Here is a 24,685-nt window from a genome sequence, read left to right on the forward strand (position 1 = left end):
CATGGACGCAGACCTCCGGCTCGACGCGCAGCTGTGCTTCGCGCTCTACGCCGCCTCACGGGCCACGACCGCGGCCTACCGCGAGCCGCTGGCGGAGCTCGGCCTGACCTATCCGCAGTACCTCGCGCTGCTCGCACTGTGGGAGGCGGACGGCCAGACCGTCTCGGCGCTGGGCTCCCGCCTCCGCCTGGACAGCGGCACCCTCTCCCCGCTGCTCAAGCGGATGGAGACCGGCGGCCTCCTCGAGCGCCGCCGGGGGCACGACGACGAGCGGCGGGTCACCGTCCACCTCACGCCGTCCGGCCACCGGCTGCGCGAGCGCGCCCCGGCCGTGCAGCAGCGCGTCCTGGAGGCCTCGGGGCTGACCGCCGCCGAGATGGAGACGCTGCGGGCACTGGCCCGGCGGATCGGCGCCCCCGCCGATCCGGACGCAGCGGACCGCCCCGGTGCGGACAGCACCGGAACCCGAACCACCACCACCGACACCCAGGAGTGACCAGCATGGACACCGTCTACACCGCCGAGGCCCTCGCCACCGGCGCCGGCCGCAACGGCCGCACCCGCACCACCGACGGCCGGATCGACCTTGGCCTGGCCGTCCCGCAGGAGATGGGCGGCTCCGGCGACGGCGCCAACCCCGAGCAGCTCTTCGCCGCGGGCTACGCCGCATGCTTCCACTCCGCGCTGCAGATGGTGGCCCGGCAGGAGCAGGTGAAGCTCGGCGACTCCAGCGTCGGGGCCCGCGTGGGCATCGGCGGCAACGGCCAGGGCGGCTTCGGCCTCGAGGTCGACCTCGAGGTCGTGCTCCCCGACCTCGACCCGGCCACCGCGCAGGCCCTGGCGGACAAGGCCCACCAGGTGTGCCCGTACTCGAACGCCACCCGCGGCAACGTCGACGTCCGCGTGACCGTCGCCGACGACTGATCCCCGCTCCCCCAACCCCCTTCCCTCGACCCCCAGGAGAACCGATGACATCCCCCACCAGCACCCGCCAGGTCGTGCTCGCCTCCCGCCCCGACGGCACCCCCACCCCCGAGAACTTCCGGCTCGAGGAGGCCACGCTGCCCGCGCCCGGCCCCGGCCAGGTCGTGGTCGCCAACCGCTGGATGTCCGTGGACCCGTACATGCGCGGCCGGATGAACGACGTGAAGTCCTACGTCCCGCCGTTCCAAGTGGACTGCCCGCTCGACGGCGGCGCCGTGGGCGAGGTCATCGCCTCCTCCGCGCCCGAGCTGCCCGTGGGCGCCACGGTGCTGCACGGGGCCGGGTGGCGGGAGCACGCGCTCGTCGAGGCCTCCTCCGCCACCGTGGTGGATCCCGCCCTCGCCCCGGAGTCGGCCTACCTGGGGGTGCTCGGCATGCCGGGGCTCACCGCGTACGCCGGCCTCATGGCGGCCGCACGGTTCCGGCCCGGGGACACGGTCTTCGTCTCCGGCGCCGCCGGGGCCGTGGGCTCGCTCGTCGGCCAGATCGCGAAGCTCAGCGGCGCCGCCCGCGTGATCGGCAGCGCCGGCTCGCCCGAGAAGGTCGCCCGCCTGCTGGAGCTCGGCTTCGACGCCGCCTTCGACTACCACGACGGCCCGGTGCTCCCCCAGCTGCGGCGCGCGGCGCCCGAGGGCATCGACGTCTACTTCGACAACGTGGGCGGCGAGCACCTGGAGGCCGCGATCTCCGCGCTGAACGTCCACGGCCGCGTGTGCCTGTGCGGGGCGATCTCGCAGTACAACGCGACCGAGCCCCCGGCGGCGCCGCGGAACCTGGCGCTGGCGATCGGCAAGCAGCTGAGCCTGCAGGGCTTCCTGGTGAGCGGTCACCAGGACCTGGGCCCGGAGTTCCGCGAGAAGATGGCCGGCTGGCTCGCGGCCGGCGACATCCGGTGGGACGAGACCGTGCGCGAGGGGCTGGACGACGCCCCGCAGGCGTTCATCGACCTGCTCGCCGGGGCCAACACCGGCAAGATGGTCGTCAAGCTGTGAGCTGAGCCGTCAGGCGGTCAGCTCGGCGCCGCCGGCGGCCAGCCGCGCGGCGAGCTCCCGCACCCCGGACACCCTGAGGTCCGGGGTGCGCGCGTACGCCGGCCAGGGCGAGCCGTGCCGGTCGATCCAGGCCGTACGCAACCCCGCCCGGGCGGCGCCGTGCAGGTCCCACGGGTGCACCGCGACCATGAGCATCTGCTCCGGCGGCACGCCCCACGCCCCGCTCGCCCAGGTGTAGGCCTCGGAGGCCGGCTTCCAGCAGGGGGCGTCCTCGACGGAGCAGACCTGCTCGAAGTGCTGCCGCACGCCCGCCCGCTCCAGCAGGCCCTCGGCGGTGGCCGCGGAGCCGTTGGTGAGGGCCGTGAGCCGGAACCCGGCGTCGGCCAGGGAGCGCACCCCGTCCGGGACGTCGGCGTGGACGGGCAGCTGCTGCACGGCGTCCATGACCCGGGCCACGGCGTCCGCCACGTCCCCGGCCGGCGGGTGCAGGGTGAAGAGCGCGCGCGCCGTCTCCTGCCCCAGCACGGAGAACGGCTGGGCCTCGCCGTGGACAGCCAGCGCGAAGCCCTCCCGCAGGACGGAGGCGAACCACGTGGGCGCCAGCTCCCCCGGCACCCCGACCTCCTCGAAGGCGTGGCGCAGGGGGCGCATGTCGGAGAGGGTCTCGTTCACGTCGAACACGAGGACGGGTCTGTCGTCGGTGGTCATTCCGGGGCCTTTCGTTCGCGGTGGTGCGCGGCGCGGTCCGCGCGGGAGCCGGCGGGGAGCGTTCAGCCCGCCGGGACGAGCCGGCCCAGGGGGCTGTTCTCGAAGTCGTCCAGGAGGGCCTGCGGGTCCGCGTAGACGGCCACGGCCCCGGCCTCGCGCAGCTCCGTCTCGCTGATCCCGCCGCTGGTCAGGCACACGGCGTCGAGGCCGAGCTTCCACGCGGACTCGACGTCCCAGCGGGCGTCCCCCACCACGATCGCGTCCTCGGGGCGCAGGTTCCCGGCCTCCAGGGCTGCGGCGAAGATGTCCGGGGCGGGCTTGCTGTGCTCGGCGTCCGTGGCGGTCGTGACCGCCGTGAGCAGGTCGTCCGAGCCGAGGGCCTCCCGCATGGCGGCCACCTCGGTGACGTTCGACGACGACGCCAGCACCACCACGAGCCCCGCGTCGGTGCAGCGGCGCAGCAGCTCCGCGGCGCCGCGGGTGGGCTTGAGCCCCGGCCAGTGCACGGAGAACAGGGCCCCGTGGGCCGCGCCGATGGCGTCGTCCCCGTCCCGGTCCCGGTCCGCGGGCAGCAGCTCCTCGATCAGCTGTTCCGAGCCCATGCCGATGAGCCGGTGGATGCGGTGCATGGGGACGTCGTGCCCGGCCTGGTTGAAGGCGTGCCACCAGGCGACGGTGTGCAGGTAGCTCGAGTCGATGAGGGTGCCGTCGACGTCGAACAGGACGCCGCGCCGGCTCGGCGCCGAGCGGTCGGGGGTCCGGGGAGGAGTCATGGCCTCACCCTCCCACCCGGTGGCCGGGTGAGCAATGGCCAACGCCGAGCCGGGGACCGTCCGTTCACTGGGCCGATGGGACCTCGGCGGCGCTGTGCGGGCCGCTCCCCTGGTCCGCGGTGGCCGGACCGAGCGGGAGCCCGCCCCCGCCCTGCTGCGCGCCCTCGTCCGCCCCCGCGCCGTCGACGTCCCGGGTGGAGGCCGCGAAGCGCTGGATCACGGCTGCCGCCGCGTCGGTCATCTCGCCCAGCCCCCGGGCGTCGACGTTGGCGAGGTCGTCGCACGCGCCGTGGTAGCAGAAGTCGTAGGCGACCCCGGCCCGGCCGCCGAACAGCGCGGCCTGCTCCGCGGTCTTGATCCCCTCGGCGCCGGTGAACAGGCCGCCGGAGGGGACGCCCTCGGCGACGAAGGGCCCGTAGTCGCTGCGGCCGCTGAACTCGGTCTCGCCGGAGGCCAGGCCCACGGAGCCGAAGTGCTCGTGGAAGGCCGCCTCGATCGCGGCCGAGCCCGCCGGGGCGGTCACGGGCCCATCGGGGCCCTGCACGGGCGGGAACGCGGAGTGGTCGCCGTCGTAGACGAAGCGCCCGTAATTCGGGGAGCCGATCATGTCGAAGTTCAGGTACACCGCGATGTCCTCCAGCGCGGCGGGGTCGTTGGCCTTCAGGTCCGCGACGTAGTGCCGGGAGCCGCGCAGGCCGAACTCCTCCGCGCCCCACCAAGCGAAGCGCACGGTGTTCGCGGTCTCCGTGCCCGCGAGCGCCTCGGCGATGGCCAGGATCCCCGCGGAGCCCGAGCCGTTGTCGTTGATGCCCGCGCCCTCGGGGACGCTGTCCAGGTGGGCGCCGACCATCACCGTGCTCCCGGGATCGCCCGAGCCCGTCTCGGCGAGGACGTTGAACGTCTCACGGTTCTCGGAGACGGTCTGCGCCGTCACGGTCACCTCGCCCCCGCCCAGCAGGGCGGTCCCGGCCGCATGACTGAGGCCGACCACCGGGAGGGTCGTGGCACCGGGCTCCCCGAGCGTGCCGGCGACCACGCCCTCCTCGCCGGGGAGACCCGTGTTGAAGATCAGCACCGCGGACGCCCCGGCGGCCTGGGCGTTGGCGGCCTTCACCCCGAAGGTGCACGTGCCTCGCTGGAGCAGGGCCACGCTGCCCGCCGTGAAGCCGGCGAAGTCCTCGGCCTCGCAGCCGCTGGTGCTCGCGGCCGGGGCGCCGGTGGTGTCCACGGCCTGCACCGGGGCGGTCACCGTGCCGGACCCGGAGTAGACCATGACGGCAGCCTCCGCCGCGGTCAGGGTCCGCGGCACACCGCCCGGGCCGGGCACGGCCACGGTGGTCGGGACGACCTCCTGGAAGAACGGGAAGGAGAAGCTCTGGACCCGCGGGGCGTAGCCGGCGGCGCGCAGCCGGCCGACCACGTAGTCCGCGCTGCCGCGGTAGCCCGGGGTGCCCGAGGCCCGGTTGCCGCCGTTGGCGTGGGCGACGGCCTGGAACACCTCGAGGTGGTCCAGCACCTGCTGCACGGGCACGGCCGCAGCGGTGGTGGCGCGCGTTCCGGCGTCGCCGGCCTCTCCCGGAGCCGCCGTGACGGCGCTCGGCACAGTGAGCGCGAGGGCGCCGGCCAGGGCGGCGGCCACGGTCCATCGGCGGGGTGTGGGGTGCGGCATGGGTCCTCCCGGGGCCTGAGGCCGATCGGGGGCTCGACCGTGTCCGTCATGGGCCCCATCGGGCGGGTGGAGTCCTGCGCACAGGATCTCAGCTCCAGGTCAGAGGCACAATGACCGGACGGATTGTGGCACGGGGAACCGCATCGGCCTCAGTGCGGCCGCCTCACTCGGCCTGCCTCTGCGCGGCGGCGTTGCTCGGGCCGCGGCCCTGGTCGACAGCGGCGGGGGGAACGGGAGCCACGATGCCGAGCAGCCGCCGGCCCTCCGTCTCGAGGTCCTCGCTGGAGTTCGCGAAGCGCAGGACGACGGCGGAGGCCGCGCCGGTCATCTCCTCCAGCGTCCGGAGGTCGACGTTGCTGAGGTCGTCGCAGGACGCGTGGTAGCAGAAGTCGTAGCCGATGCCGGCCCGGCCGCCGAACAGCGCCGCCTGCTCCACGGTCTTGATCCCCTCCGCCCCGGTGAACAGGCCGCCGGAGGCGATGCCCTCGGCGATGAACGGGCCGTAGTCGCTGCGGCCGCTGAACTCGGTCTCGCCCGAGGCCAGGCCCACGGAGCCGAAGTGCTCGTGGAAGGCCGCCTCGATCGCGGCCGAGCCCGCCGGGGCGGCCACCGAGCCGTCCTCCGGGCCGAACGCCGAGGCGTCGCCGTCGTAGACGAAGCGCCCGTGGTTCGGGGAGCCGATCATGTCGAAGTTCAGGTACAGCGCGATGTTCCCGAGCATCCCGGCGTCGTTGGTCTTGAGGTCCGTGACGTAGTGGCGGGACCCGAGCAGGCCGAACTCCTCAGCACCCCACCAGGCGAAGCGCACCGCGTTGGCGGTCTCCGTGCCCGCGAGCGCCTCGGCGATGGCCAGGATGCCCGCGGAGCCGGACGCGTTGTCGTTGATCCCGGGGCCCTCCGGGACGCTGTCCAGGTGGGCCCCGACCATGACCGTGCGCTCCCCGTCGCCGGAGCCCGTCTCGGCGAGGACGTTGAACGTCTCCCGGCTCTCGGAGACGGTCTGCGTGCTGACCGTCACCTCGCCCCCGCCCAGCAGGGCCACGCCGGCCGCGTAGCTCAGCCCGACCACGGGGACAGTCACCCCGCCGGGTTCGCCCAGGGTGCCGGCGACCACACCCTCCGCCCCGTCCAGTCCCGTGTTGAAGATCAGCACCGCGGAGGCCCCGGCGGCCTGGGCGTTGGCGGCCTTCACCCCGAAGGCGCACGTGCCCCGCTGGAGCAGCGCGATGTTCCCCGGCACGAAGTCGGCGAAGTCCCCGGCCTCGCACCCGCTGGTGCTCGCGGCCTTCTCGCCGGTCGTTCCCACGGCCTGCACCGGCGCCGTCACGGTCCCGGAGCCGGAGTAGGTCATGACCGCCACGTCCGCCGCGGGAAGCTGCCGCCCGCCCGCGCTGACCGTGGCCGGGGCGGTCTCCTGGAAGAAGGGGAAGGTGAACTTCTGGACCTGCGGGGCGTAGCCGGCGGCCCGCAGCCGGCCGACCACGTAGTCCACGCTGCCCCGGTAGCCGGGCGTGCCCGAGGCGCGGTTGGCGTTGTTCGCGTTGGCGATGGCCTGGAACACCTCGAGGTGCTCCAGCACCTTCCCGACGGGCACGCCCGCCGCGGTCACCGGGACCACCCCGTCGTGGTCGGGGTGGCGGCGGCCACGGTCCGGTGGTGGTGGGTGCGGTGGCGCATGGGATCTCCCGGGGCAGGGGCCGATCGGGGGCTCGACCGTGGGGTCGGCTCCATCGTGCTGGTGGAGCCCTGTGCCCAGAATCTCAACTGCACGTCGGCGGCACAACGGTTGGGCGGATTGTGGCGCAGCGAACGGCCCCGCCCCCGGCAGTTCGCGCCGGGGACGGGGCCGCTCCCTGTGCCTCGGGACCGTCAGGCGGCCGCCTTGTCGTGGCCGTGCCCGTGGCCGCGACCGTGCTCGGAGTGCGGGCCGTGGCCGCGGTCGTCGCCCTTGGGGTGGCCGACGGCGCCCTTGCCCTTCTGCCGGTAGGGCTTGCCCTCGCCGTTGACGTCGTGGGTGGACATCGCGTAGCGCAGGACGACGGCCGCGGCGGCGTCGGACATCTCCTCCATGCCCTGGAGGTTCACGTTCGAGATGTCGTCGCAGGCCGAGTGGTAGCAGGAGTCGTAGGCGACACCGGCCTGGCCGCCGTACAGTGCGGCCTGCTCCTCGGTCTTCACGCCCTCGGCGCCCGTGAAGAGACCGCCGGAGGGGATGTCGGCCTCGATGAACGGCCCGTAGTCGCTGCGGCCGCTGAACTCGGTGTCGCCGGAGGCCAGCCCCACCGAGGCGAAGTGTTCGTGGAACGCCGCCTCGATCGCCGCGGAGCCCTCGGGGACGTTTGTGTCGCCGGGGTCGAAGGTGGAGGCGTCCCCGTCGTAGACGAAGCGCCCGTAGTTCGGGGAGCCGATCATGTCGAAGTTCAGGTACATCGCGATGTCCTCGAACGCCTCCGGGTCGTTCTTCCGCAGATCGGTCACGTAGTGCTCGGCTCCCAGCAGGCCGAGCTCCTCCGCGCCCCACCAGGCGAAGCGCACGGTGTTCTCGGTCTTCGTCTTGGCCATCGCCTCCGCGATGGCCAGGATGCCGGCCGACCCGGTGCCGTTGTCGCTGATGCCCGCGCCCTCGAGCACGCCGTCCAGGTGCGCGCCGACCATCACCGTGTTCTCGGGGTCGCCTGAGCCGGTCTCGGCGAGGACGTTGTAGGTGGTGCGGGTCGCCGAGACGGTGTCCGTGGCGACCGTGACCTCCTGGGCGTCCAGCAGGTCCACGCCGGCCTGGTAGCTGAGCCCGACCGTCGGCAGGGACGTGGCCTCCGGGGAGCCCAGGGTGCCGGCGACGGTGTCCTCCGCGTTCGGCAGGCCCGTGTTGAAGATCAGCACGGCGGAGGCGCCCGCGGCCTCCGCGTTGGCGGCCTTAATCCCGAAGGAGCAGGTGCCGCGCTGCAAGAGGGCCACATTGCCCGCCTCGAAGCCGGCGAAGTCGCTCGCCTCGCAGCCGCTGGTGCTGCCCACCCGGGCTCCGGTGGTGTCCACGGCCTGCACGGGGGCGGTGACGGTGCCCGTGCCGGAGTAGGTCATCACCGCGACGTCCCCGGCGGCGAGCTGCGTGCCGTCCGCGGCGACCGTGGCGGGGGTGCGCTCCTGGAAGAACGGGAAGTCGAACTCCTGGACCTCCGGGGTGTAGCCGGCGGCGCGCAGCCTCTCGACCACGTAGTCGACGCTGGCCTGGTAGCCGGAGGTGCCGGAGGCGCGGTTGCCGTCGTTGGCCTCCGCGATCGACTGGAAGGCGTTCAGGTGCTCCGTGAGCTTCTGCTGGGAGACGGCCTGGGTGATCTTGTGGGTGGTGTTGTTGTTGCTGGTGTCGCGGGTGGGGGCCGCGACGGCACTGGTCGCCGTCAGGGTCAGGGCGCCGGCCAGGGCGGCTGCGGTGATCCAGTGGCTGGAATTGCGAACGGGCATGGAACCTCCAGGTGAGCGGCGGCCGGGAGGTAGCCCGGCCGTGACGCGGTTCACAGTCATCGAGGGATGACTCGGATTTGCACATGCTCACAAATGAGTTACCGACCGGTCAATAACTTTTGTCCACTAGTTGGGGGACAACTCCAGCCGGCCCGACTCACCGGCGCCCGCGGGCGCGGCGCCGCACGGCGACGGCCGCCGCGACGGCTGCCGCGACGAGCACGCTCACGGCGGCGAGACCGACGAGGACCGGCCCGAGCTCCTCGAGCGCCCCGCGGCGTGGCCACCCGTCCGGCGGCCGGAGGGGCGCCCCGTCGTCGATCGTGGAGGACGCGAAGCCCAGGACGACCGCGGCCGTGGCGTCGCTCATCTCCTCCAGGACCTGGAGGTCTACGTTGTCCAGGTCGTCGCAGGCGGAGTGGTAGCAGGGGTCGTAGTCCACGCCGGCCTCGCCGCCGTACCGGGCGGCCTCCCTGCGCGTCTTCTCGCCCGTGTCGCCGGTGAAGAGACCACCCACGGGGATCCCGGCCCCGGCGAACACGAGGTGGTCGCTGCCGTCGTCGAGCGGCACCTCGTCGGCGGCGATCCCCACGGACTCGAAGTAGCCCTCGAACGCCGCCTCGATGGCGTCCGATCCGTCCGGAGCCTCGACGGAGTCGCCGTGCCAGCTGCTCCCGGACGCGTCGCCGTCGTAGACGAAACGCCCGTAGTTGGGAGAACCGATCATGTCGAAGTTCAGGTACATCGCGATGTCCTCGAACGCCCCGGGGTCGTTGGCCCGGAGGTCGGAGACGTAGTGGTCGGCGCCGTTGAGGTTCAGTTCCTCCGCGCCCCACCAGGCGAAGCGCACCCTGTTCTGCACGTCGGTGCCGGCCAGGGCCTCGGCCACCGCGAGGACGCCCGCTGCGCCGGAGCCGTTGTCGTTGAGGCCGGGGCCCTCCGGCACGCTGTCCAGGTGCGCGCCGACCAGCACGGTGCTGTCCGGGTCGCCCGTGGCCGTGTCCGCCAGCACGTTGTACGTCACACGGCGCTCCGTGGCCGAGTCCTCGTCGTGGTCGTCGTCGTGGTAGTCGTCGTGGTAGTCGTCGTGGTCCTCGTCACCCGGGACCGTGAAGACCTGCACCCGGGGGTCGTAGCCGGCGGCCTGCAGCCGTTCGACGACGTAGTCGACGCTCGCTCGGTAACCGTCGGTACCGACGGCGCGGTTGCCGCCGTGGGCGTCCGCGGCGTCCTGGAACGCCTGGAGGTGGCCCTCCAGCTGCTCGGCGGTGACGGCCTCGGTGATCTCCTCCGTCGAGGTGGCGCCGTCGGGCCCTGCCGGGAGAGCCGCAGCGGGGCCACCGGCTGTGAGCGACAGGACCACCGCCAGCACGACCGAGGCGAATCCTCTGCTGAATGCTCGTCGACGCACGATCCCTCCCCCGAGACATGGCGCCGCGAATGTTCCGGCAGGACGTCCCCCGCGACGTCCGCCGTGGACCGACGGTACTGTGCGATCACAGAAGCACAAGCAGGGCCTCCGGTCAACGGTCCACAGGTCATGCACCACCCCTGCGACACAGCCGCGGGCACCCGATTTCCCACCCGCCCGGCCGGATGGCTATGATGGAGCAGTTGTTTCCGGCCGAGACCGGATGCTTCACGGGATGTGGCGCAGCTTGGTAGCGCGCGTCGTTCGGGACGACGAGGTCGCAGGTTCAAATCCTGTCATCCCGACCATTGTGATCCCGACCACCAGCGAACGGCCCCGGACCAGTCGGTCCGGGGCCTTTCGCATGTCCCGACGACGACGCGCGGGGCCGGCTGTCCCCGCAAGAAGCGACGCCCTCCGCCGATGCATTTGCAAATTCATCGAATAGGCTCGGCACTGTCAGGGCGTGCCCGCCCCGGCTGCCCAGGGACCGGCTGATCCTCCGCTTCCCCGCCGCCGGTGTCGCGCCCCTGTCGTCGCGGGCGTCATGGGGGCGCCCGGAACGTTCGTCAGCTCCGGGGGGGAGTTCTCACCATGAATCTCGACATCGACCGTGTCCTCGACGACGCCGGCACCGGCGTGCTGGGCGCCGTCCTCCAGCTGTTCACCGACTGGTCCCTGTGGCTGGGCATCGGACTGATCGTCGCCGCGGTCATCAGCTCCGCCATGACCAAGAAGATCCCGTGGACCCGCGAGGCCTCCGTGTGGCTGTACTCGATGGCCGCCACGGCGTGCTTCGCCGTGCACTGGGCGGCCGTGCCCGCCTGAGCGACGTCGACGCACCCGGCCCTGGTCAAGGGCCGGGTGCGTCGTCGTGCGCTGCGGCAGCGCGGACCGCGCCGACCCGCCGGATGACCCCGCTCCGGACGGCGTGAATCTACTTCCGAGCCGAGGAGAAGACCAGCTTCTCGTCCCCGCCCTCGAGATCCCGCTCGGCCAGAGCCCACTGACCCTGCATGAGCTGCTCGAGCAGGTCGTCGGTCAGCTGCTGCTGGTCTCCGCCCTGACCACCCAGCTCCTCCTCGAGTGCCTGCCGCAGGAGGTCCTCGGAGAACGCTCCGTCCTGCCCGGTCAGCTCCGGCGCGGCGAGGTCGGCCAGCAAGCACAGCCCCTCGCAGGTGATCACGAGCTTGAGACCGGCCTCGATCGTCGTCGACGTGGTCGTCGTGGTGCTGGTCGACGTCCGCTCCGTCGCCTGGACCGGCATGCCTCCACCCACGGGCCCTGCCGCAGCAGCGGGTGCCTGCCCGAGGGCGGATGACGACCCGGCGGCAGGTGTCTGACCGGGGATGCCCGTGCCCGCCGTGCCACCGACGGGGGCGGCGACCTGAGCCGTCCCTGCGGCAGAGGCGGCAGTGTCTGCGGAGGCCTCGGCCGTCGGCGCGGGAGTGGACTCGGGCGCCGCCGGTGACGTCGGCTGCGGCGCCGGGCTGGCGGTCGGCGTCGCCGTGCTGAGCGGCGGCAGGGGTTCGTAGGTGTGCGCACCCTTCGCCTCGGCCGCGGCACCGCCGCAGCCGGTGAGGACGGCGAGCGCGAGGGACGCGACGACGACGGTGCGAGTGGTGCGGTTCATCGAGATCTCCCGGAGAACTGGGACGGAGGTGAACATCAGGCGGACCGGTCCGAGGTGTCGGCCGGGCGTCGGCGCAGCAGCCAGGCGCCGAGACCGGCGCCGATGGCGACCACGACGAGGATCACCGAGGTCATGGCGCTGCGCTCACCGGCCGCAGGGGCTGCGCCCATGCCGGTGTTGGCCATGGCCGATTCGGCGTAGGCCGCTCCCCCGGCCGTCATGGTGGTCTCCGTGACGACCTCCGTGGAGGTGGTGGCCTGCTCGTCGAACAGGACGAAGGCCTCGAGGGTCGCCGTGAGCCGCTGCTCGGCGTCGGCGTCCGTCACGATCTCGAGGACAGGGGCACCGCCATTGCGGACCGCCGGCTCGGCGTCCGGTCCGGTCGCGGCGTCGCCGGAGCCCGTGTCACTGCCGGGGCCGCCGTCGACGTCGTCATCGATGTCATTGGTCGTGGGCGTGTCCTGGTCGACCGGCGCGTCCCCGGTGCCGTCGTCGTCCAGGGGCGTGGTCTCCTCGTCGGAGATCTCCTCGTCCGGCGCGGTCGGGGCGTCGATCTCGAAACCGGCGCTCGCGGTCCAGTCGACCGTGCGCTCCTGGCCCGCGATGAGCAGGTCGCGGTACTGGTCGTCGGTCAGGACGGTGAGCTCGGTCGAGGGCATGGTCGCCGCCAGGTCGGCGGTGAGCTCTCCCGCGGTGACCCCGGCGGGCACGGCCAGTTCGAGGTGCTTGTCCCGGTCCCCGCCGGTGAAGGTCTGCGTCCTCGTCCCGTCGGCGAAGGTGACGGGCCCGGTCAGGGTGACGGTCGTGGCGTCGTAGACCTCCGGCATGGTGACGAGCAGCGTGCCGGGCCGGCCGTCCGGCGCGAAGGACACGGAGACCGGATAGTCCTCCTGCGGGGCGAGCGCCGGGACGTTGTGGCGCGCGTCCCGCAGGAGGAACTCGGCCCGGTCCAGGTGCGACTGCTCGATGCCGGCCGGCTGCGGCAGCTCCGCGGTCGACAGGGAGCGCACGGCCCACTGCACCGCCAGGGCCTCATCCGGATCGTCGGTGGGACCGAAGACCGAGAGGATGTATCCCGCCAGGGCGGCGTTCTCCGGCTCCCAGTAGACCGGGCTGTCGCCGACCTTCTCGCCCACCACGTCCTCCCACCCGGTCTTGGGGTCGTCGAAGGGTTCGGCCACTTCATAGCCCTCGTCGTCGTGCACGAGCTCTCCGACAGGGGCCAGGGGCTGGTCCTCGTGGATGCCGTAGGCGGTATCGGTGTTGGTCAGCGTCACCGGGGTGTGGAACGACTCCGCGCCAGTGCTCGGGCTCCCCTCTGCGACCTCGATGAGGTACTCCGCGATCGCCACGGGCACGGCTGCGGCCGGCGTCGCGGCGACCAGCGTCCCGGTCACCGCGGTGGTGCCGGCCAGAGCCGCCACCGCGAGCAGCGGCGCGCGGCGGACGGGGCGGGGGGAGGGCATGGGAACTCCTGGGGATCGTGGGGGGATCGGCAGGCCGGTGGGCGGCCGACCGATCTTTACTAATGTAATTGCATGAAGGGGGTGCTGTCCGGGGAAGTCACTGTGCGACGCCGGGTGTGCGCACAAGAGGGGACGGACAGCGCGGCGGCGTCACGGGACGGGGGCGGTCTCGGGATCGAGGGCCAGGTCGACGACGAGGTTGTTCGTGTACGACCAGGACGGCGCGCCGTCCGGCTGGACGTAGTCGCCCGAGCAGGTGACCAGGGACAGTCCCGGGTCTCCGGTCAGCTCGAAGATGTCCCGCGGCGGGGCGTCCCGTGGCGTCGGCTCCCGCACCGCGGTCACGGTGTAGGAGAACACTCCCCCGGTCCCGTTGGAGACCCAGAGCTTCTGCCCGGGCTGCGCCGTGTAGAGCGTGGCCAGCGCGGGAGCGTCGTAGGGATAGTCCACGTGACCGGCCAGCACCGCGTTGCCCTGCTCACCGCCGATCGGGGCGGAGGCCGAGTACCAGCCGATTGCCGCACGGTCCTCGTGGGTGGGCACCGCCATGTTCCCGGCGTCGTCCTGTCCCATGGACTCGAGCGCCGCGTCGATGCCGATCGACGGGGAGCAGACCCGGGCCCGGGCGGACAGGTTCCCGCAGGTCTTCGGTCCCCGCACCGCGGAGTGGGACCCCGGGTCACCGGCGGCCCGGGCGTCGTCCGGATCAAGTGACGACACACCGATAGGACCCGGAGCTCTAACAGACCCTGGGGCGTCGTGCTGGATGACGCCTCCCAAGCCGACGGCCTGAGCGCCTACGGTCCACTGGTGTGCGGCCAGGCCTGCGGCCGAAAGCGAAACTATCGCCAGGACGGTGACCAGCACGGGGCGTCGGCGTCTCGACTCGTAAATTTCGCGAGTAGGGGCGGTCACTGTACAAGACCCGTTCCGTGGGCGTGACAGCGTTCTGTGGAGCCGTCCTGGAAGGGGACAACAACTCTTGTCATCAGGCCCCCAGAGGGGACTTCGAAATAGACATATCTTCTCCAGTATTCAGGAACTGAATGGGAGGCGGCCCTGCACTGTTCAACATCGCCAGCCGAGGAATCGCGGCGAGCAAAGCAGCAGGCACGATGGAGACGAGGACGGGAGAGGCCAGAAGCATGGCCGGGGCAACCAGCCAGGGCCAGTTCAGCCGGGCGCCGACGACCACCAACACGACGGCGCCCAGGCAACGCAGTGCGAACAGTGCCAGTCCATCCTTTGTGCCGTCACGATTGCTGAGCAGGAAGTGGACCCAGGCCTGCCAGGAAAGTGGATCCACAGCGTACGCAACTGCCACGATCAGCGCTGTCACGCCAATGCCCTTGATCAGGCTCCACCATTCACCGCGAGCGGCAAACCATAGAAGCCCCACTCCCATTGTCACTTTCGTCAGGATTGGGAATGCCCACAAAGCTGGCCAACGCATGCCCACCACCGCTGCTAGAGCCAAGAGCAAGAATATGTTGTTCACCAAGACTTCCGGCAGGCAGCACACGGCCAGAGGAACGGCCCACTCCCATGGCAGGGGCCGCACCAGCCAGACGACTATCGCCAGCAACAAGACCGTCCACGCCGCGAGGAAGACCGGCCAAGGCAGCCACGTGAGCGGCTTGATGAGCGTCAGGAACACTGGGGAGTAGAGATAGGCGTCCAGCGTGCCAGCGGGTCTGCTGTATACGAGTTCGGCCTGCGCCGCGAGCCAGTACGCATGTGAATCCTGGCCGAAGACCCTCGGCTCGGCCATAACAGATCGGACGATCTGAACAATGACGAGGGCCGACATGAACCACAATCCTGAGAGCGCGGCCTTCATGAAGAGTGGAAAATTCTCAGCAAATGCTTTGCCTGCGGGAACTGGCCATCGATTGCCTGCCGAATTGATTGATGTAACGCCCATGAAGTTTATCTACTTTCTGGCTTGCGAGTCACGCGCCATACCTTTGACAATACGGCTGACATAACTCATCGCGACCACCACAAGGTCGAAGTGATGTACTCGCGCGGGCTCCTCAGCTAACGAAGCTCAGCACAACCGGACCTAGCACTGTGAGGAAAAGTACCGGGAGCACAAAAAGCATGAGTGGTATGAGGATCTTGGTGGGGATCTTTTGCGCCGCCTCTTCCGCCCGTTGCCGACGCTTGATGCGCATTTCGTCGGCTTGCGTCCGCAGCACCGTGGAGATGGAAATTCCGTATGCATCGGCCTGAATTACCGCGCGCGTGAACTGCCGCAGGTCGGGCACATCAGTTCGTTGCTCGAGCGCCAGGTAGGCGTCACGGCGCGGAATGCCCACACGCATTTCCTGAAGCGTGCGCACGAGTTCCTCGGCGAGTGGGCCTTTGCCATTGTGGCCGGCGCGGGCCATTGCGGACTCGAAGCCGAGGCCGGCCTCCACAGCGATCATCATCTGGTCAAGGGTGTCCGCAAGTTCGAGTCCGATGGCCTTCTGCCGCTCGATGCCTTGGCTGTACAGCAACAGCTCGGGCAGGAAGTAACCCACCGGCACCATGACCACCACGATGAGCAGAATCATGCCGTTGCCCCCGGTCATGGCTAGGAGCAGCAGGCCCACCAAGAGGGCGGCGCCCAGGGCATAGACCTTGTAAGCCATCAGGCGGGCGACCGGCCAGCTTGCAGGCCGGCCCGCCTTCGAATAAAGGGTTTCAAGCCGCTCCTGGCCGTTACCGGTGGTGAACCGGCTGGCCCAGCCGAAGTCCGGTGCGTCGCGGATCATTTCGGCCTCGGTGGCACCGAAGCCGACTCTCAGGTTTTGGCGCACCAACCGGTCGCCGCCCCAGCGCACACCCACCGCGAGCCAGATGGCCAGGCCCGCGGCACCGGCGAGAAGCAGCATGCCGAGGAAAAGGGGGGTCATGGAACGTCCTTCGAGAAAGGGGGAGAATCAGAACTTGATTTTGACGATCCGCGACATCCAGAAGCCACCGATCGCGAACATAAATAGGGCAACGACGATCATTGCGTAGCCGAGGAAGCCGCTCGTGAGAAATTGGGAAATGTACTCGGGAGAGATCAAGGACAGGATTCCCGCGATCAGCACGGGCAGAGCCATCAGAATGTAGGCGGACATCTTCCCCTCGGCCGAAAGTGTCTTGACCTGTCGCCGGATTTGATTGCGTTCACGGATGGTGCCTGCCACACGATCGAGGACCTCCGCGAGGTCGCCGCCGACCTCGCGGTGGATGCCGATCGCCTGGGCGACCCAGGAAAAGTCCTGGGAGTCCATGCGCTTGGCGGCTTGATCGAGAGAAGCGTCCAGGTCCATGCCAAGACGGGTCTCGTTGACGATTCGCGTCAACTCCTCCGAGGTCGGAGCCTGGGACTCCTTGGCTACCGCGTCGACAGCGCGCAGCAGGGAGTGGCCAGCTCGTAGCGATCCGGAGAAGAGCTGCAGTGTGTTGTCGAGCTGGTCGGCGAAGTTCCGCTTGCGCCGATTCGTGAGGAAGCCGACCACGAGCTTGGCCGCGAATGGAGCCGTCAGGAAGAACACCAGTCCGAGCAGCAGTCCCCCAGCGAGCGTCCCGGCCGCCGCCGCGACCACCGCCCCGATGATGACCAGCACGAGGAAGTCGGCCGGCGAGGACTTGATGCCTGCGTTCTCCAGAGCGGCGGCAACCTTGCGCGTCCACCCCCGGCGCTCCAGGAACTCGGAGACAGCCTCGGTGGTCACACCCGAAAGCCGGGACAGCTGCGATGACTCGAGTTCCTGGGGTCCGCGCGGCGGCCGGCGCCGGTCCATGGGCAGTCGCGGCGTGCGTGAGCGGAAGACCACGAAAAGCCCGAGCAACCCGGCGAGGCAGAGCAGCCCGACGCCGATCAGCAGCGGTGCCATCAGCGCCGCCCCGGATCGAAGACGGAGGAGTGGAGCTTGATGCCGTAGTCCTCGAACTTGTCCACGAACCGCGGGCGCACCCCCGTGGAGCGGGTCGTGCCACGGAACCGGCCGGTGCGGGGATCCACTCCGGCGTCCCAGTCGAAGAGGAAGGCGTCCTGCAGGGTGACGGTCTCACCCTCCATGCCCTGGATCTCGGTGATGTGGGTGACGCGGCGCGTGCCGTCCCGGAGCCGTGACAGCTGGACAACCACGTGGATGGCGGAAGCAATCTGTTCACGGATCGCTCGCTGCGGCAGATCCATGCCGGCCATCATGACCAAGGTTTCCAGTCGCGAGATGGTGTCGCGCGGAGAATTGGCGTGGATGGTGGACAGAGATCCGTCGTGTCCGGTGTTCATCGCCTGAAGCATGTCCAGGGCCTCGCCGCCACGGCACTCCCCGACCACGATCCGGTCCGGCCGCATGCGGAGGGAATTCTTGAGCAGGTCTCGAATGGTGATCTCCCCCCGCCCCTCGATGTTCGCCGGGCGAGACTCGAGCTGAACCACGTGCTCCTGCTGCAGCTGCAGCTCCACGGCGTCCTCGATGGTCACGATGCGCTCGCCGTGCGGGATGAACGAGGACATCACGTTGAGCATCGTGGTCTTGCCGGTACCGGTACCGCCTGCCACCAGGATGTTGAGGTGCGCCTCGACGCACGCACGCAGCAGCTCTGCCATCTGGGGGGACACCGACCCGAAGCGGATGAGGTCCTCGACGGTAAGCGGGTCCTTGGCGAATTTGCGGATCGTCAGGGAAGAGCCTTTGACCGCGAGCGGCGGGATGACCGCGTTGACGCGCGAGCCGTCTGGGAGACGCGCGTCAACGAGGGGCGAGGACTCGTCGATGCGCCGTCCCACCTGGGTGACTATCTTCTCGATGACGTGGCGCAGGTCCTGCTCCGAGGCAAAGGTCGAGTCCGAGAGGGTCACCTTGCCCTTCTGTTCGATGAAAATCTGGTCGGGGCCGTTGACCATAATTTCGGTGACGGAGTCGTCGTCGAGCAACTCCTGGAGGGGACCGTAGCCCAGCACGTCGTCGCTGACGGATCGGATCAGCCGGAGCCGCTCCTCGGAGGACATCGGCACCTGTTCCTCGGCGACGATGCGCGTGAGTTCTTTCGTGGCGAAGTTCTTGAGCTGCACGTCTGACAGGCTGGAGTCCGACTGCCGGGAGCCGATGCGGTCCAGTAGTTCCTGCTTGACCCGGTGCTTGAGTCCGGCCAGCGCATCGAACTTCCCGGCCTGGACGCGTGGTGCCGGATCGGGCGGCACCTCCGCGACGGATGCGGGGAGCACGAGCGAACCGGGGGACGGCGAGTCGTCATCTGCAGGAGGAGAGACTTCGCTGCCCGCGAGGTCCGTGCTCGGTTCGCTCGGACGGTCGGCAACGGGTTGAGGGGTCGTGCCAGAAGCCGCCGCAGGCGTGGGAGGGGCTTCACCGCGTGCGGCAGCGAGACGTTCGGCAAGTTTCACGAGCGGACCATGGCCTTCCGGTGCAGGCCTCGCCGAGCGGCGGGGCGTTCGGGGGCGAAGGAATTGACGAGGGCTTGCAACTGTCGTGCGGCCTTGTCCTTCGGTGCGTGCAGCAGTAGGGGTTCACCCCGGTTGGTGGCGTAGGCGGCCATCCGGGAGCGGGGGACCACATGGTCCACCGAGGCCCGGACGGTCGCTTCGACGTCCTGCACCGACAGCCCGGTGTTGCGGTCGGCGGCGTTGACCACGACCTGGGCGTTCGGCGGCACGAGGTCGATCTCCCCGAGAAGGTCCATTTGCTTGCGCAGCCCACGTATCCCCGGGACGTCCATGCCGGTGACGAAGACGACGTCTGTGGCCGCCTCGAGGGCGGCGAGCGCATGCTCGCCCATGCCCGGTGCGGTGTCGACGACGACGTACTGGAACTGTCCCGAGAGCTGCTCCAGGAGATGGGCCACTTGAGCGCCGCCTATCAGTTCGCCTTCTGCCGGGTTGGCCGGTGTGCACAGGGCGTAGATCGGAGCGGGGTGGACGGTGAGGAAGGTCTTGAGCACCAGGGCGTCGTCAATTGCGGGGCCGGTCACCGCCTCGGTCAGCGAGTGCTCTGGGGCGAGTCGCAGGGCGGCGGCGACGTCACCGAACTGGACGTCGAGGTCGACGATCACGGTGTTCATGGGCGCGAGCCGCCCCAAGCCCACGGCCAGGTTGGTGGCCATGGTCGTCTTGCCCACCCCACCCTTGGGAGAGGTCACGACGATCGTGCGGGAGTCGTCGCGAGGAGCCGATGGCACAGCGTGCAAGCTACCGGTGGCGGGACCGCCCGATGGCATCAGCCGGCGGCGGGACTCGGTCGCGTCGAGGACGCGGGAGAGGGTGCCGAGGACAGCGTCGGGATCGGCCTCGAGGTCCAACACGTCACGGAAGCCGGCGCGCATGGCGGCCATGGCAAGCGGCATGTCCGAGGGCACCACCAGGACGAGGGAGATCTCGGGACGTTGGATGTCGAAGACGCCGCCCAGGCGAAGGGCCTCGTACAGGTCCAGGCCGGGCCCGATGACGACCACGGTGGGCAGCTCGCCCACGGAGCGGCCGAGCAGTTCGTCCGGTGTGGCCGGCAGGGCGGTGCCGAGAACGGTCTGCACCTCGCCGGGTATCCGGCCCTGGACGGCTTGGCGGAAACGGGTGTCGTAGCCGGGGTCACCGGTGACCAGCAGAAGGCGGCTCACGAGAAGTCCTCCCGCGTGGCGCCGTTGGCGTTCTCCTCGGCGTCCTTGCCCTCGAGCGAGAGCCAAATCCGGCCGAACTCGGAGGCATAGACGATCTTCTCCGCGGTGTCAGCGTTGACAGCGAAGGTGACGAGCATCGAGCCCTCCGGGACAGCAGGTGCCTCGTTGCCCGTGGCATCCGTGCCGCTCTCCCCCTCTGCAGGCGCGGCCGAAGAGGGAGCACCTTGCACCGAGGTGACGAGGACTTTGTCCAAATCCTTGGACGTGCGGGAGCTGCGGTTCTCGTCCTCCTCGAAGGACACGAAGAAGCCGACCCGGTCCCCGGCTGTGAGCTGACCACCGACCACACGGGGCGCATCCAGCTGGATGGTGACCTCCTGCAGACCGTCCGGGACGGGCACGGTACCGGGGGCTTCCAGGGCCGCGGGGTCGACCAGCCGGGATTCGAGGACCTGTTCCCCCGGTTGCAGGTCGACACCGGCGACCTTTCCGCTCTGGCCCTCAAAAGAGGGCAGCGCGCCGTCCGGGACAACGGCAGCAGGCACAGTGTGGAGGGCGACGGACTCGCCGAACTCCTCCACAGGGGTGCCCTTGAGGATCGGGGCGGTAACGAGGTAGACCTCTCGGGGCTCCTGGTCATCCAGGGCGCGTGCGTCAGCGGTGCCGACGTAGGTGGTGACGAGGACCAGGCCGGCGATGGCAAGAATCGCCATCACAAAGCCAGCGAGAATACGGGTCTTCACGGGAGTGTCGTCCTCACAGATGAGAAATGCAGATGGGGCTGGGAATGGTAGTGGTCATCAGTCGTTGAGTTTCACGACCGCTGCTCCGTAGGTGAGCGGACCGTCGTCGGTGTACAGCTCGTCAAGGCTGGCGTAGCGCACGAAGGTTCCGATGATGCCGCGGCAGTTGCCGGTACACAGGCCTTGGTTCGCGTACTCCCGGACGTTGACGTTGTTGTCGTCCTTGGCACTACCGCCGAAGTGCCACCCGGTGACTTTGAAGGCGATCCACCCAGAGATGTAGTACTTGGCGTTGTTGCCGCTGTCCGCGGTGCTGTCATACACGGGAAGCAGAAGGACATCACCAATGGACTTGTGGAGCAGCCCCTTCAGCACGTCGTCACAGGATTCCGCGAAATCGTTACCGGGGTCACTGAAGACGATGTCGTCGTGAGATGTCTCCTGACCGCACTCAGCCTTTGCTCCTTGACGGAACCACCCGAAGCCCCCCGGCACCGGACTGCCCTCATGAGTGCACCCCGGCAGGTTCGATTTGCCCGTGATGTCGAGGACCACCGTGGAGCCGGACTGCTCGAAGGCCTTCGTGGCTTGGCAGTGGGACACCGCAATGGGCAGAGTCGCCGGCCCGGTTCCGGGTCCGCCCCACGACGCGGAGGCGGACGCAGAAATTGAGGGATCTTTGACACCCAGCACCGGTGCGATGGAGAGAGCGAGCTTTCCTGCCCCAGCCTTGCCATCATTTGCCTGCGTCTGCACGCGGACCGAGGTGGACGAGGGAAAAGTCAGTGACGCGATGTCCGACAGCCCATCGCGGGTGTTGTCGAGGGCAATTTTGCTGCTGATGTGCGGTGCAGAGGACGAGCACGTGGACGGGACTTCAATGCAATTTTGCGCCACAGCCAGGGCCGCCGAGTCGGCTCCGTTCTGAAGTTGCGCTCTTTCCTCGTACATCAGCCCGAAGTCGATCACGATGGCGGCGAAGCCGAGAAGGACGATAAGGGTCAGCGCAGTTGTCACGGCGATCGCACCGCGTTCGCCGTCTGCTCGGTGACGCACTCGAGCCCGTCCGAAAACGTCGATCAGCCGCCGCATCGCATGGCCGCCTTGCCGGACAGACTCATCTTGCCTCCGCCAACACCGGTGATCGTCTTCAGGTCGTAGTTCACGGTGATGTGCACGTCGGTTTCCTTGGGACATGTGGTGGTCGACGTGGAGAAATTGGCGGCCTGCAGATCGACTGAGGAAGCAGAAGCAACGCCCTTGGCGGCCGCTGCGCTCCAGTCCTTGTCGATTGCCATGTGCCGCGCTGTCTCCCGTGCCGCGTGGGTTAAGCTGATCTGGGTGTTGTAGGCCCGGCCGAATTCGATGATGGCCAGCATGATCAAAAGTAGGACCGGAAGCACCAGTGCGAACTCGACGGCTGCGGCTCCCCGCTCCGAGCGCCAACGATTCATGAGTCGATTCCTTCCCGTGCATCGTCCTAATTGCGGCTCAATGATGAGTACAGATGATCGGACGCTCGGTGCCGCGGCGTCCAGGAGGGACGCCGCGGCACCGAAGAGAAGACCAATAACGACAATCGCTTTTAGCCGCCGGACGGAGTCTTGGAGGTCAGGCTGACATCACTGAAGAGCGTGTTGATCTTAGGGCCCAGAATGGCGAACGCTGTGACGATAATGACCGCCATCAGCCCCACGATCAGGCCGTACTCGACGGCGGTGGCGCCCTTCTCCTCACGGGTGAGGCGGTCCACGATGGAGTTCTTGGCGTCGGCGACGTACTGGAGGGTGACGAGAATGGGCAGCATGGTGAGTCCTCACGATGAGAGATAAACAAGGGGGTTGAGTCGGAGAACGAGCCCTGGCATTCGCGTCTTGCGGGATCTGTCTGCCACTTGCCTACCGACCTGTAGAAAAGATAGCCGTCGCGATCGCAAACACACAAGCATTCAGATGCATGCACTTTGGGGGACGTCAAAAACGGACGTAATGCCTAGTGGCGGACTCCATTCATCTGCATGGAAGTGCACGGCTGGGAGCTTGTCCCCCAAACAGTGTCAGGCCAAGCCCGGGAGGAGGTACTCCCGGGCGAGAATCTCACCCCACACGACGGCCACCAGCGCGCCGGCGAGCATCGATGGGCCGAAAGGGACCTCACTGCGCAGTCCGCCGCGGCGGGACGTCAGCACGGCCAGCCCCACGAGTGCACCGAAGACCGAGGCCAGAACGGATCCGACGAAGAGCGCCCCCCACCCCTGGAAGCCGAGGAACAGTCCCAGCACTGCGGCGAGCTTGACGTCGCCCATGCCGAGCCCGGCTGGCGAGATGAGTGCCAGCACGAGATAGAGGACGAAGAGCGCGAGGGCTCCCAGTACAGCACGCAGCAGTGCACCCCAGGCGTTCTCCCCTGTGGCGGCGAGCGCGAGCAGCACGAAGCCGAAGACCAGGGCAGGCAGTACCACGGCATTGGGAAGCAGGTGGTGCCGCAGGTCGATCACTGTGAGAACCACGGCGACGGACACGAAGAAGAAGTACGCCGGGGTCTGCCAACTGAGACCGAAGAACGAGGCTACGAAGACGAAGAGTGCCGCGGTCAACACCATGAGTACCGGACGAGACAGAGCAGGGTCGAGCTCGTCCGTGATGGGGCTGTACCGCAGGACGGCATGGGGCAGGAACCCGCCCACCGCAGCGCCCCCGAGGCCGGCGGTCAGCACCCACCAGAGAGGGGCTGTTCCGAGCATGGACTCCACGAAAGCGCCCCTCCGGTCCGTGGGCGCTTCGGCTGACGCCCGGGTGAGTGTCCGTCCCCCATTCGGGGTTCCGTCCGGGACAGAGACTAACCGAATGGGCAGCCTTTCCGGTGTTTGAGCACGTCACGGCGCATTTCGTAAATGCAGGACAGTCGAGGGCGGAAATACTCAGTCCGCAAGCGGGAATCGAATAAATGCAGAGAAAAAGCGGACAGAGACGATGCGATTACCGTCAGTATCCTGTGCTTGTTCAAATCAGCAAGCGGTGAGCACGGACAGCGCGGCCTCCAGTCCGCGTTCCTTCCGCATTTCGACGCCCACCCGAGCCGCAGCGGAGCGACACAACAGCGCGTCGCCGATCGCCGCGGTGAGCCGCTCGGTCGTCAGCTTCTTATGCGGGATCGGCGCGGCGGCTAGGCCGATGCTGTGGAGCTGCCGGCCCCAGAACGGCTGGTCGGCCAGGAACGGGACCACCACGTGCGGGACGCCGGCGCGGGCGACGGTGTGGACGGTCCCGGCCCCGCCGTGGTGGATGGCCAGTTCCGCACCGGGCAGCACCGCGTCGAGCGGCAGGGACGGCACGGCGAGCACGTCGTCCCGGAGGGAGCCCCGGAGGTCGTCCGGCAGCGCCAGGCCGCCCCACCCGGTGAGCAGCAGGGTGCGCAGACCGTGGGCGCGGGCGCTCTCCACCACCACCCTCCCCCGACTCAGTGGGTCCCCCGACGCCATGGAGCCGAAGGTCGCCACGAGGTAGGGCCCGCCCCGGAGGAACTCGCGCACGGCGGGATCGGGCTCCGGCACCGGGGCGTCGGCGTGCCAGGACCCGGTGAGGTGCACGGAGGCCGGCCAGTCGTCCGGGCGCGGCAGGAGCTGCGGGCTGATGGGCAGCAGGGTGGCCGCCGGGACGGGAACGGCGGCCGGCCGGCCGCCGGGGAGCGGGGCGCAGGCCCGGTCGATGTCGCGGCGGAACATCCGCTCGGCGCCGCGGGCCACCGCGTAGGTGGCGCGGTTGAACCGGCCGAGGTCCCGGTTCACCACGCCGGGCGCCGGGAACTGCCGGGTCGGGGTGAGCACGGGAACGGCCTCGACCACCACGTGCGGGGCGCCGAGGGCCTGCGCCACCGCCGGCGCCGTGAGCACCTTGGGGTGGTGGACCACCACGTCCGGCGCGAAGGCGAGCGTCTCCCGCACGGCGGCGGCCAGCATCCGGCGCATGCCGGGGCCCACCTCGGTGCGGAAGTGCCGCACGGCCGTCCACGGCGAGATCCCGTGCTCCTGGACCAGCCGGTGGAAGTCCACCTCCAGGCTGACGGTGTCCAGCCCGGACAGGTCCACGCCGGAGGACTCGGGGAGGCCCAGGCGGACCTCGTGGCCGTGGCCGGCGGCGAAGCGGGCGAGGGCGGCGAACGGCTCCACGTCGCCGCGGGTGCCCGCGGTCAGCAGCATCATCCTCATGGACCCAGTGTGCTCCTGC

Annotated in this window: 24 protein-coding genes and 1 tRNA gene; 5 read left to right on the top strand and 20 right to left on the bottom strand. The window is 69.6% G+C overall.

Translation table 11 applies throughout. The annotated features are described in order from the left end of the window. The first annotated feature begins 1 nt into the window (after nt 1). The 3 genes from E7Z53_RS12235 to E7Z53_RS12245 are packed head-to-tail and all read left to right on the top strand — an operon-like array spanning nt 2 to nt 1,976. Nucleotides 2-496: a MarR family winged helix-turn-helix transcriptional regulator gene (locus tag E7Z53_RS12235; protein ID WP_109221944.1), complete on the top strand. Its 495-nt coding sequence runs from the start codon at nt 2-4 to the stop codon at nt 494-496. Between the two features lie 5 nt (nt 497-501). Beyond that, entirely contained in the window at nt 502-924 is a 423-nt protein-coding gene (locus E7Z53_RS12240) for an organic hydroperoxide resistance protein (protein WP_176337863.1), read from the top strand. A 44-nt stretch (nt 925-968) separates the two neighbouring features. Next, complete coding sequence (locus E7Z53_RS12245) at nt 969-1,976, top strand: NADP-dependent oxidoreductase (RefSeq protein WP_176337864.1); 1,008 nt, start codon at nt 969-971, stop codon at nt 1,974-1,976. A gap of 9 nt (nt 1,977-1,985) precedes the next feature. Here the strand turns inward: E7Z53_RS12245 and E7Z53_RS12250 are convergent, their stop codons facing one another. From E7Z53_RS12250 to E7Z53_RS12275, 6 genes are all read right to left on the bottom strand, one after another. Then, entirely contained in the window at nt 1,986-2,684 is a 699-nt protein-coding gene (locus tag E7Z53_RS12250) for a haloacid dehalogenase type II (protein ID WP_176337865.1), read from the bottom strand. 62 nt (nt 2,685-2,746) lie between these two features. Next, nucleotides 2,747-3,457, bottom strand: a complete 711-nt coding sequence (locus E7Z53_RS12255; protein WP_176337866.1) for an HAD family hydrolase — start codon at nt 3,455-3,457, stop codon at nt 2,747-2,749. Between the two features lie 64 nt (nt 3,458-3,521). Further along, nucleotides 3,522-5,126 carry a M20/M25/M40 family metallo-hydrolase gene (locus tag E7Z53_RS12260; RefSeq protein WP_176337867.1) on the bottom strand — a complete coding sequence of 535 codons (1,605 nt, stop codon included), beginning with the start codon at nt 5,124-5,126 and terminating at the stop codon, nt 3,522-3,524. A gap of 163 nt (nt 5,127-5,289) precedes the next feature. Further along, on the bottom strand, nt 5,290-6,744 hold the full coding sequence (locus tag E7Z53_RS12265) for a M28 family peptidase (protein WP_176337868.1): 1,455 nt from the start codon (nt 6,742-6,744) through the stop codon (nt 5,290-5,292). 251 nt (nt 6,745-6,995) lie between these two features. Continuing rightward, entirely contained in the window at nt 6,996-8,585 is a 1,590-nt protein-coding gene (locus E7Z53_RS12270) for a M20/M25/M40 family metallo-hydrolase (protein ID WP_176337869.1), read from the bottom strand. Nucleotides 8,586-8,742: 157 nt separating this feature from the next. Continuing rightward, entirely contained in the window at nt 8,743-9,996 is a 1,254-nt protein-coding gene (locus E7Z53_RS12275; RefSeq protein WP_176337870.1) for a M28 family peptidase, read from the bottom strand. Nucleotides 9,997-10,227: 231 nt separating this feature from the next. Between E7Z53_RS12275 and E7Z53_RS12280 the strand changes: the two genes are divergently transcribed. Beyond that, a tRNA-Pro gene (locus E7Z53_RS12280) sits at nt 10,228-10,304 on the top strand. Between the two features lie 286 nt (nt 10,305-10,590). Beyond that, the gene (locus E7Z53_RS12285; protein WP_109221937.1) at nt 10,591-10,824 is read left to right on the top strand and encodes a hypothetical protein; all 234 of its coding nucleotides are present in this window, start codon (nt 10,591-10,593) and stop codon (nt 10,822-10,824) included. 109 nt (nt 10,825-10,933) lie between these two features. On the opposite strand, the gene E7Z53_RS12290 is transcribed toward E7Z53_RS12285, so the two are convergent. The 14 genes from E7Z53_RS12290 to E7Z53_RS12355 all read right to left on the bottom strand — a co-directional run bounded on the left by E7Z53_RS12290 (nt 10,934) and on the right by E7Z53_RS12355 (nt 24,666). After that, nucleotides 10,934-11,629: a hypothetical protein gene (locus E7Z53_RS12290; protein ID WP_176337871.1), complete on the bottom strand. Its 696-nt coding sequence runs from the start codon at nt 11,627-11,629 to the stop codon at nt 10,934-10,936. 35 nt (nt 11,630-11,664) lie between these two features. Further along, nucleotides 11,665-13,095: a hypothetical protein gene (locus tag E7Z53_RS12295; RefSeq protein ID WP_176337872.1), complete on the bottom strand. Its 1,431-nt coding sequence runs from the start codon at nt 13,093-13,095 to the stop codon at nt 11,665-11,667. A gap of 150 nt (nt 13,096-13,245) precedes the next feature. Next, nucleotides 13,246-13,815 carry a class F sortase gene (locus E7Z53_RS12300; RefSeq protein WP_176337873.1) on the bottom strand — a complete coding sequence of 190 codons (570 nt, stop codon included), beginning with the start codon at nt 13,813-13,815 and terminating at the stop codon, nt 13,246-13,248. Nucleotides 13,816-14,083: 268 nt separating this feature from the next. Next, complete coding sequence (locus E7Z53_RS12305; RefSeq protein ID WP_176337874.1) at nt 14,084-15,019, bottom strand: glycosyltransferase family 87 protein; 936 nt, start codon at nt 15,017-15,019, stop codon at nt 14,084-14,086. A 112-nt stretch (nt 15,020-15,131) separates the two neighbouring features. Continuing rightward, a complete protein-coding gene (locus E7Z53_RS12310; protein WP_176337875.1) occupies nt 15,132-15,998 on the bottom strand; it encodes a type II secretion system F family protein in 867 nt (288 codons plus the stop codon). Nucleotides 15,999-16,025: 27 nt separating this feature from the next. After that, nucleotides 16,026-16,973: a type II secretion system F family protein gene (locus tag E7Z53_RS12315; protein ID WP_176337876.1), complete on the bottom strand. Its 948-nt coding sequence runs from the start codon at nt 16,971-16,973 to the stop codon at nt 16,026-16,028. Then, nucleotides 16,973-18,490 (bottom strand): ATPase, T2SS/T4P/T4SS family, encoded by a 1,518-nt coding sequence (locus tag E7Z53_RS12320; RefSeq protein WP_176337877.1) that lies wholly within the window; start codon nt 18,488-18,490, stop codon nt 16,973-16,975. Before E7Z53_RS12320 ends, E7Z53_RS12315 begins: the two co-directional genes overlap by 1 nt. Then, entirely contained in the window at nt 18,487-19,716 is a 1,230-nt protein-coding gene (locus E7Z53_RS12325; protein ID WP_176337878.1) for an AAA family ATPase, read from the bottom strand. Before E7Z53_RS12325 ends, E7Z53_RS12320 begins: the two co-directional genes overlap by 4 nt. Next, on the bottom strand, nt 19,713-20,429 hold the full coding sequence (cpaB, locus tag E7Z53_RS12330) for a Flp pilus assembly protein CpaB (protein ID WP_217905705.1): 717 nt from the start codon (nt 20,427-20,429) through the stop codon (nt 19,713-19,715). Before cpaB ends, E7Z53_RS12325 begins: the two co-directional genes overlap by 4 nt. A gap of 87 nt (nt 20,430-20,516) precedes the next feature. Further along, nucleotides 20,517-21,551, bottom strand: coding sequence for a pilus assembly protein TadG-related protein (locus E7Z53_RS12335; RefSeq protein ID WP_176337880.1), 1,035 nt, complete (start codon nt 21,549-21,551; stop codon nt 20,517-20,519). Continuing rightward, nucleotides 21,539-21,838 carry a TadE family protein gene (locus E7Z53_RS12340; protein WP_440941484.1) on the bottom strand — a complete coding sequence of 100 codons (300 nt, stop codon included), beginning with the start codon at nt 21,836-21,838 and terminating at the stop codon, nt 21,539-21,541. The genes E7Z53_RS12335 and E7Z53_RS12340 overlap by 13 nt, the downstream gene beginning before the upstream one ends. A gap of 206 nt (nt 21,839-22,044) precedes the next feature. Further along, the gene (locus E7Z53_RS12345) at nt 22,045-22,266 is read right to left on the bottom strand and encodes a Flp family type IVb pilin (protein WP_176337882.1); all 222 of its coding nucleotides are present in this window, start codon (nt 22,264-22,266) and stop codon (nt 22,045-22,047) included. Between the two features lie 249 nt (nt 22,267-22,515). Next, entirely contained in the window at nt 22,516-23,202 is a 687-nt protein-coding gene (locus E7Z53_RS12350; RefSeq protein ID WP_217905749.1) for a prepilin peptidase, read from the bottom strand. Nucleotides 23,203-23,466: 264 nt separating this feature from the next. Next, a complete protein-coding gene (locus E7Z53_RS12355; protein ID WP_255219541.1) occupies nt 23,467-24,666 on the bottom strand; it encodes a glycosyltransferase in 1,200 nt (399 codons plus the stop codon). Nucleotides 24,667-24,685 lie beyond the last annotated feature (19 nt).

This window comes from Kocuria salina (assembly GCF_013368965.1).
GTDB classification, from domain to species: domain Bacteria; phylum Actinomycetota; class Actinomycetes; order Actinomycetales; family Micrococcaceae; genus Kocuria; species Kocuria rosea.

Bases quoted from the DNA above. Each gene is read 5' to 3' on its own strand.
- E7Z53_RS12290 (WP_176337871.1), bottom strand. From the start codon at position 11,629: ATGAACCGCACCACTCGCACCGTCGTCGTCGCGTCCCTCGCGCTCGCC.
- E7Z53_RS12250 (WP_176337865.1), bottom strand. From the start codon at position 2,684: ATGACCACCGACGACAGACCCGTCCTCGTGTTCGACGTGAACGAGACC.
- E7Z53_RS12310 (WP_176337875.1), bottom strand. From the start codon at position 15,998: ATGACCCCCCTTTTCCTCGGCATGCTGCTTCTCGCCGGTGCCGCGGGC.
- E7Z53_RS12355 (WP_255219541.1), bottom strand. From the start codon at position 24,666: ATGAGGATGATGCTGCTGACCGCGGGCACCCGCGGCGACGTGGAGCCG.
- E7Z53_RS12260 (WP_176337867.1), bottom strand. From the start codon at position 5,126: ATGCCGCACCCCACACCCCGCCGATGGACCGTGGCCGCCGCCCTGGCC.
- E7Z53_RS12235 (WP_109221944.1), top strand. From the start codon at position 2: ATGGACGCAGACCTCCGGCTCGACGCGCAGCTGTGCTTCGCGCTCTAC.
- E7Z53_RS12340 (WP_440941484.1), bottom strand. From the start codon at position 21,838: ATGCTGGCCATCATCGAATTCGGCCGGGCCTACAACACCCAGATCAGC.
- E7Z53_RS12270 (WP_176337869.1), bottom strand. From the start codon at position 8,585: ATGCCCGTTCGCAATTCCAGCCACTGGATCACCGCAGCCGCCCTGGCC.
- E7Z53_RS12245 (WP_176337864.1), top strand. From the start codon at position 969: ATGACATCCCCCACCAGCACCCGCCAGGTCGTGCTCGCCTCCCGCCCC.
- E7Z53_RS12240 (WP_176337863.1), top strand. From the start codon at position 502: ATGGACACCGTCTACACCGCCGAGGCCCTCGCCACCGGCGCCGGCCGC.
- E7Z53_RS12295 (WP_176337872.1), bottom strand. From the start codon at position 13,095: ATGCCCTCCCCCCGCCCCGTCCGCCGCGCGCCGCTGCTCGCGGTGGCG.
- cpaB (WP_217905705.1), bottom strand. From the start codon at position 20,429: ATGGCGATTCTTGCCATCGCCGGCCTGGTCCTCGTCACCACCTACGTC.
- E7Z53_RS12335 (WP_176337880.1), bottom strand. From the start codon at position 21,551: ATGCGGCGGCTGATCGACGTTTTCGGACGGGCTCGAGTGCGTCACCGA.
- E7Z53_RS12350 (WP_217905749.1), bottom strand. From the start codon at position 23,202: ATGCTCGGAACAGCCCCTCTCTGGTGGGTGCTGACCGCCGGCCTCGGG.
- E7Z53_RS12305 (WP_176337874.1), bottom strand. From the start codon at position 15,019: ATGGGCGTTACATCAATCAATTCGGCAGGCAATCGATGGCCAGTTCCC.
- E7Z53_RS12315 (WP_176337876.1), bottom strand. From the start codon at position 16,973: ATGGCACCGCTGCTGATCGGCGTCGGGCTGCTCTGCCTCGCCGGGTTG.
- E7Z53_RS12255 (WP_176337866.1), bottom strand. From the start codon at position 3,457: ATGACTCCTCCCCGGACCCCCGACCGCTCGGCGCCGAGCCGGCGCGGC.
- E7Z53_RS12345 (WP_176337882.1), bottom strand. From the start codon at position 22,266: ATGCTGCCCATTCTCGTCACCCTCCAGTACGTCGCCGACGCCAAGAAC.
- E7Z53_RS12285 (WP_109221937.1), top strand. From the start codon at position 10,591: ATGAATCTCGACATCGACCGTGTCCTCGACGACGCCGGCACCGGCGTG.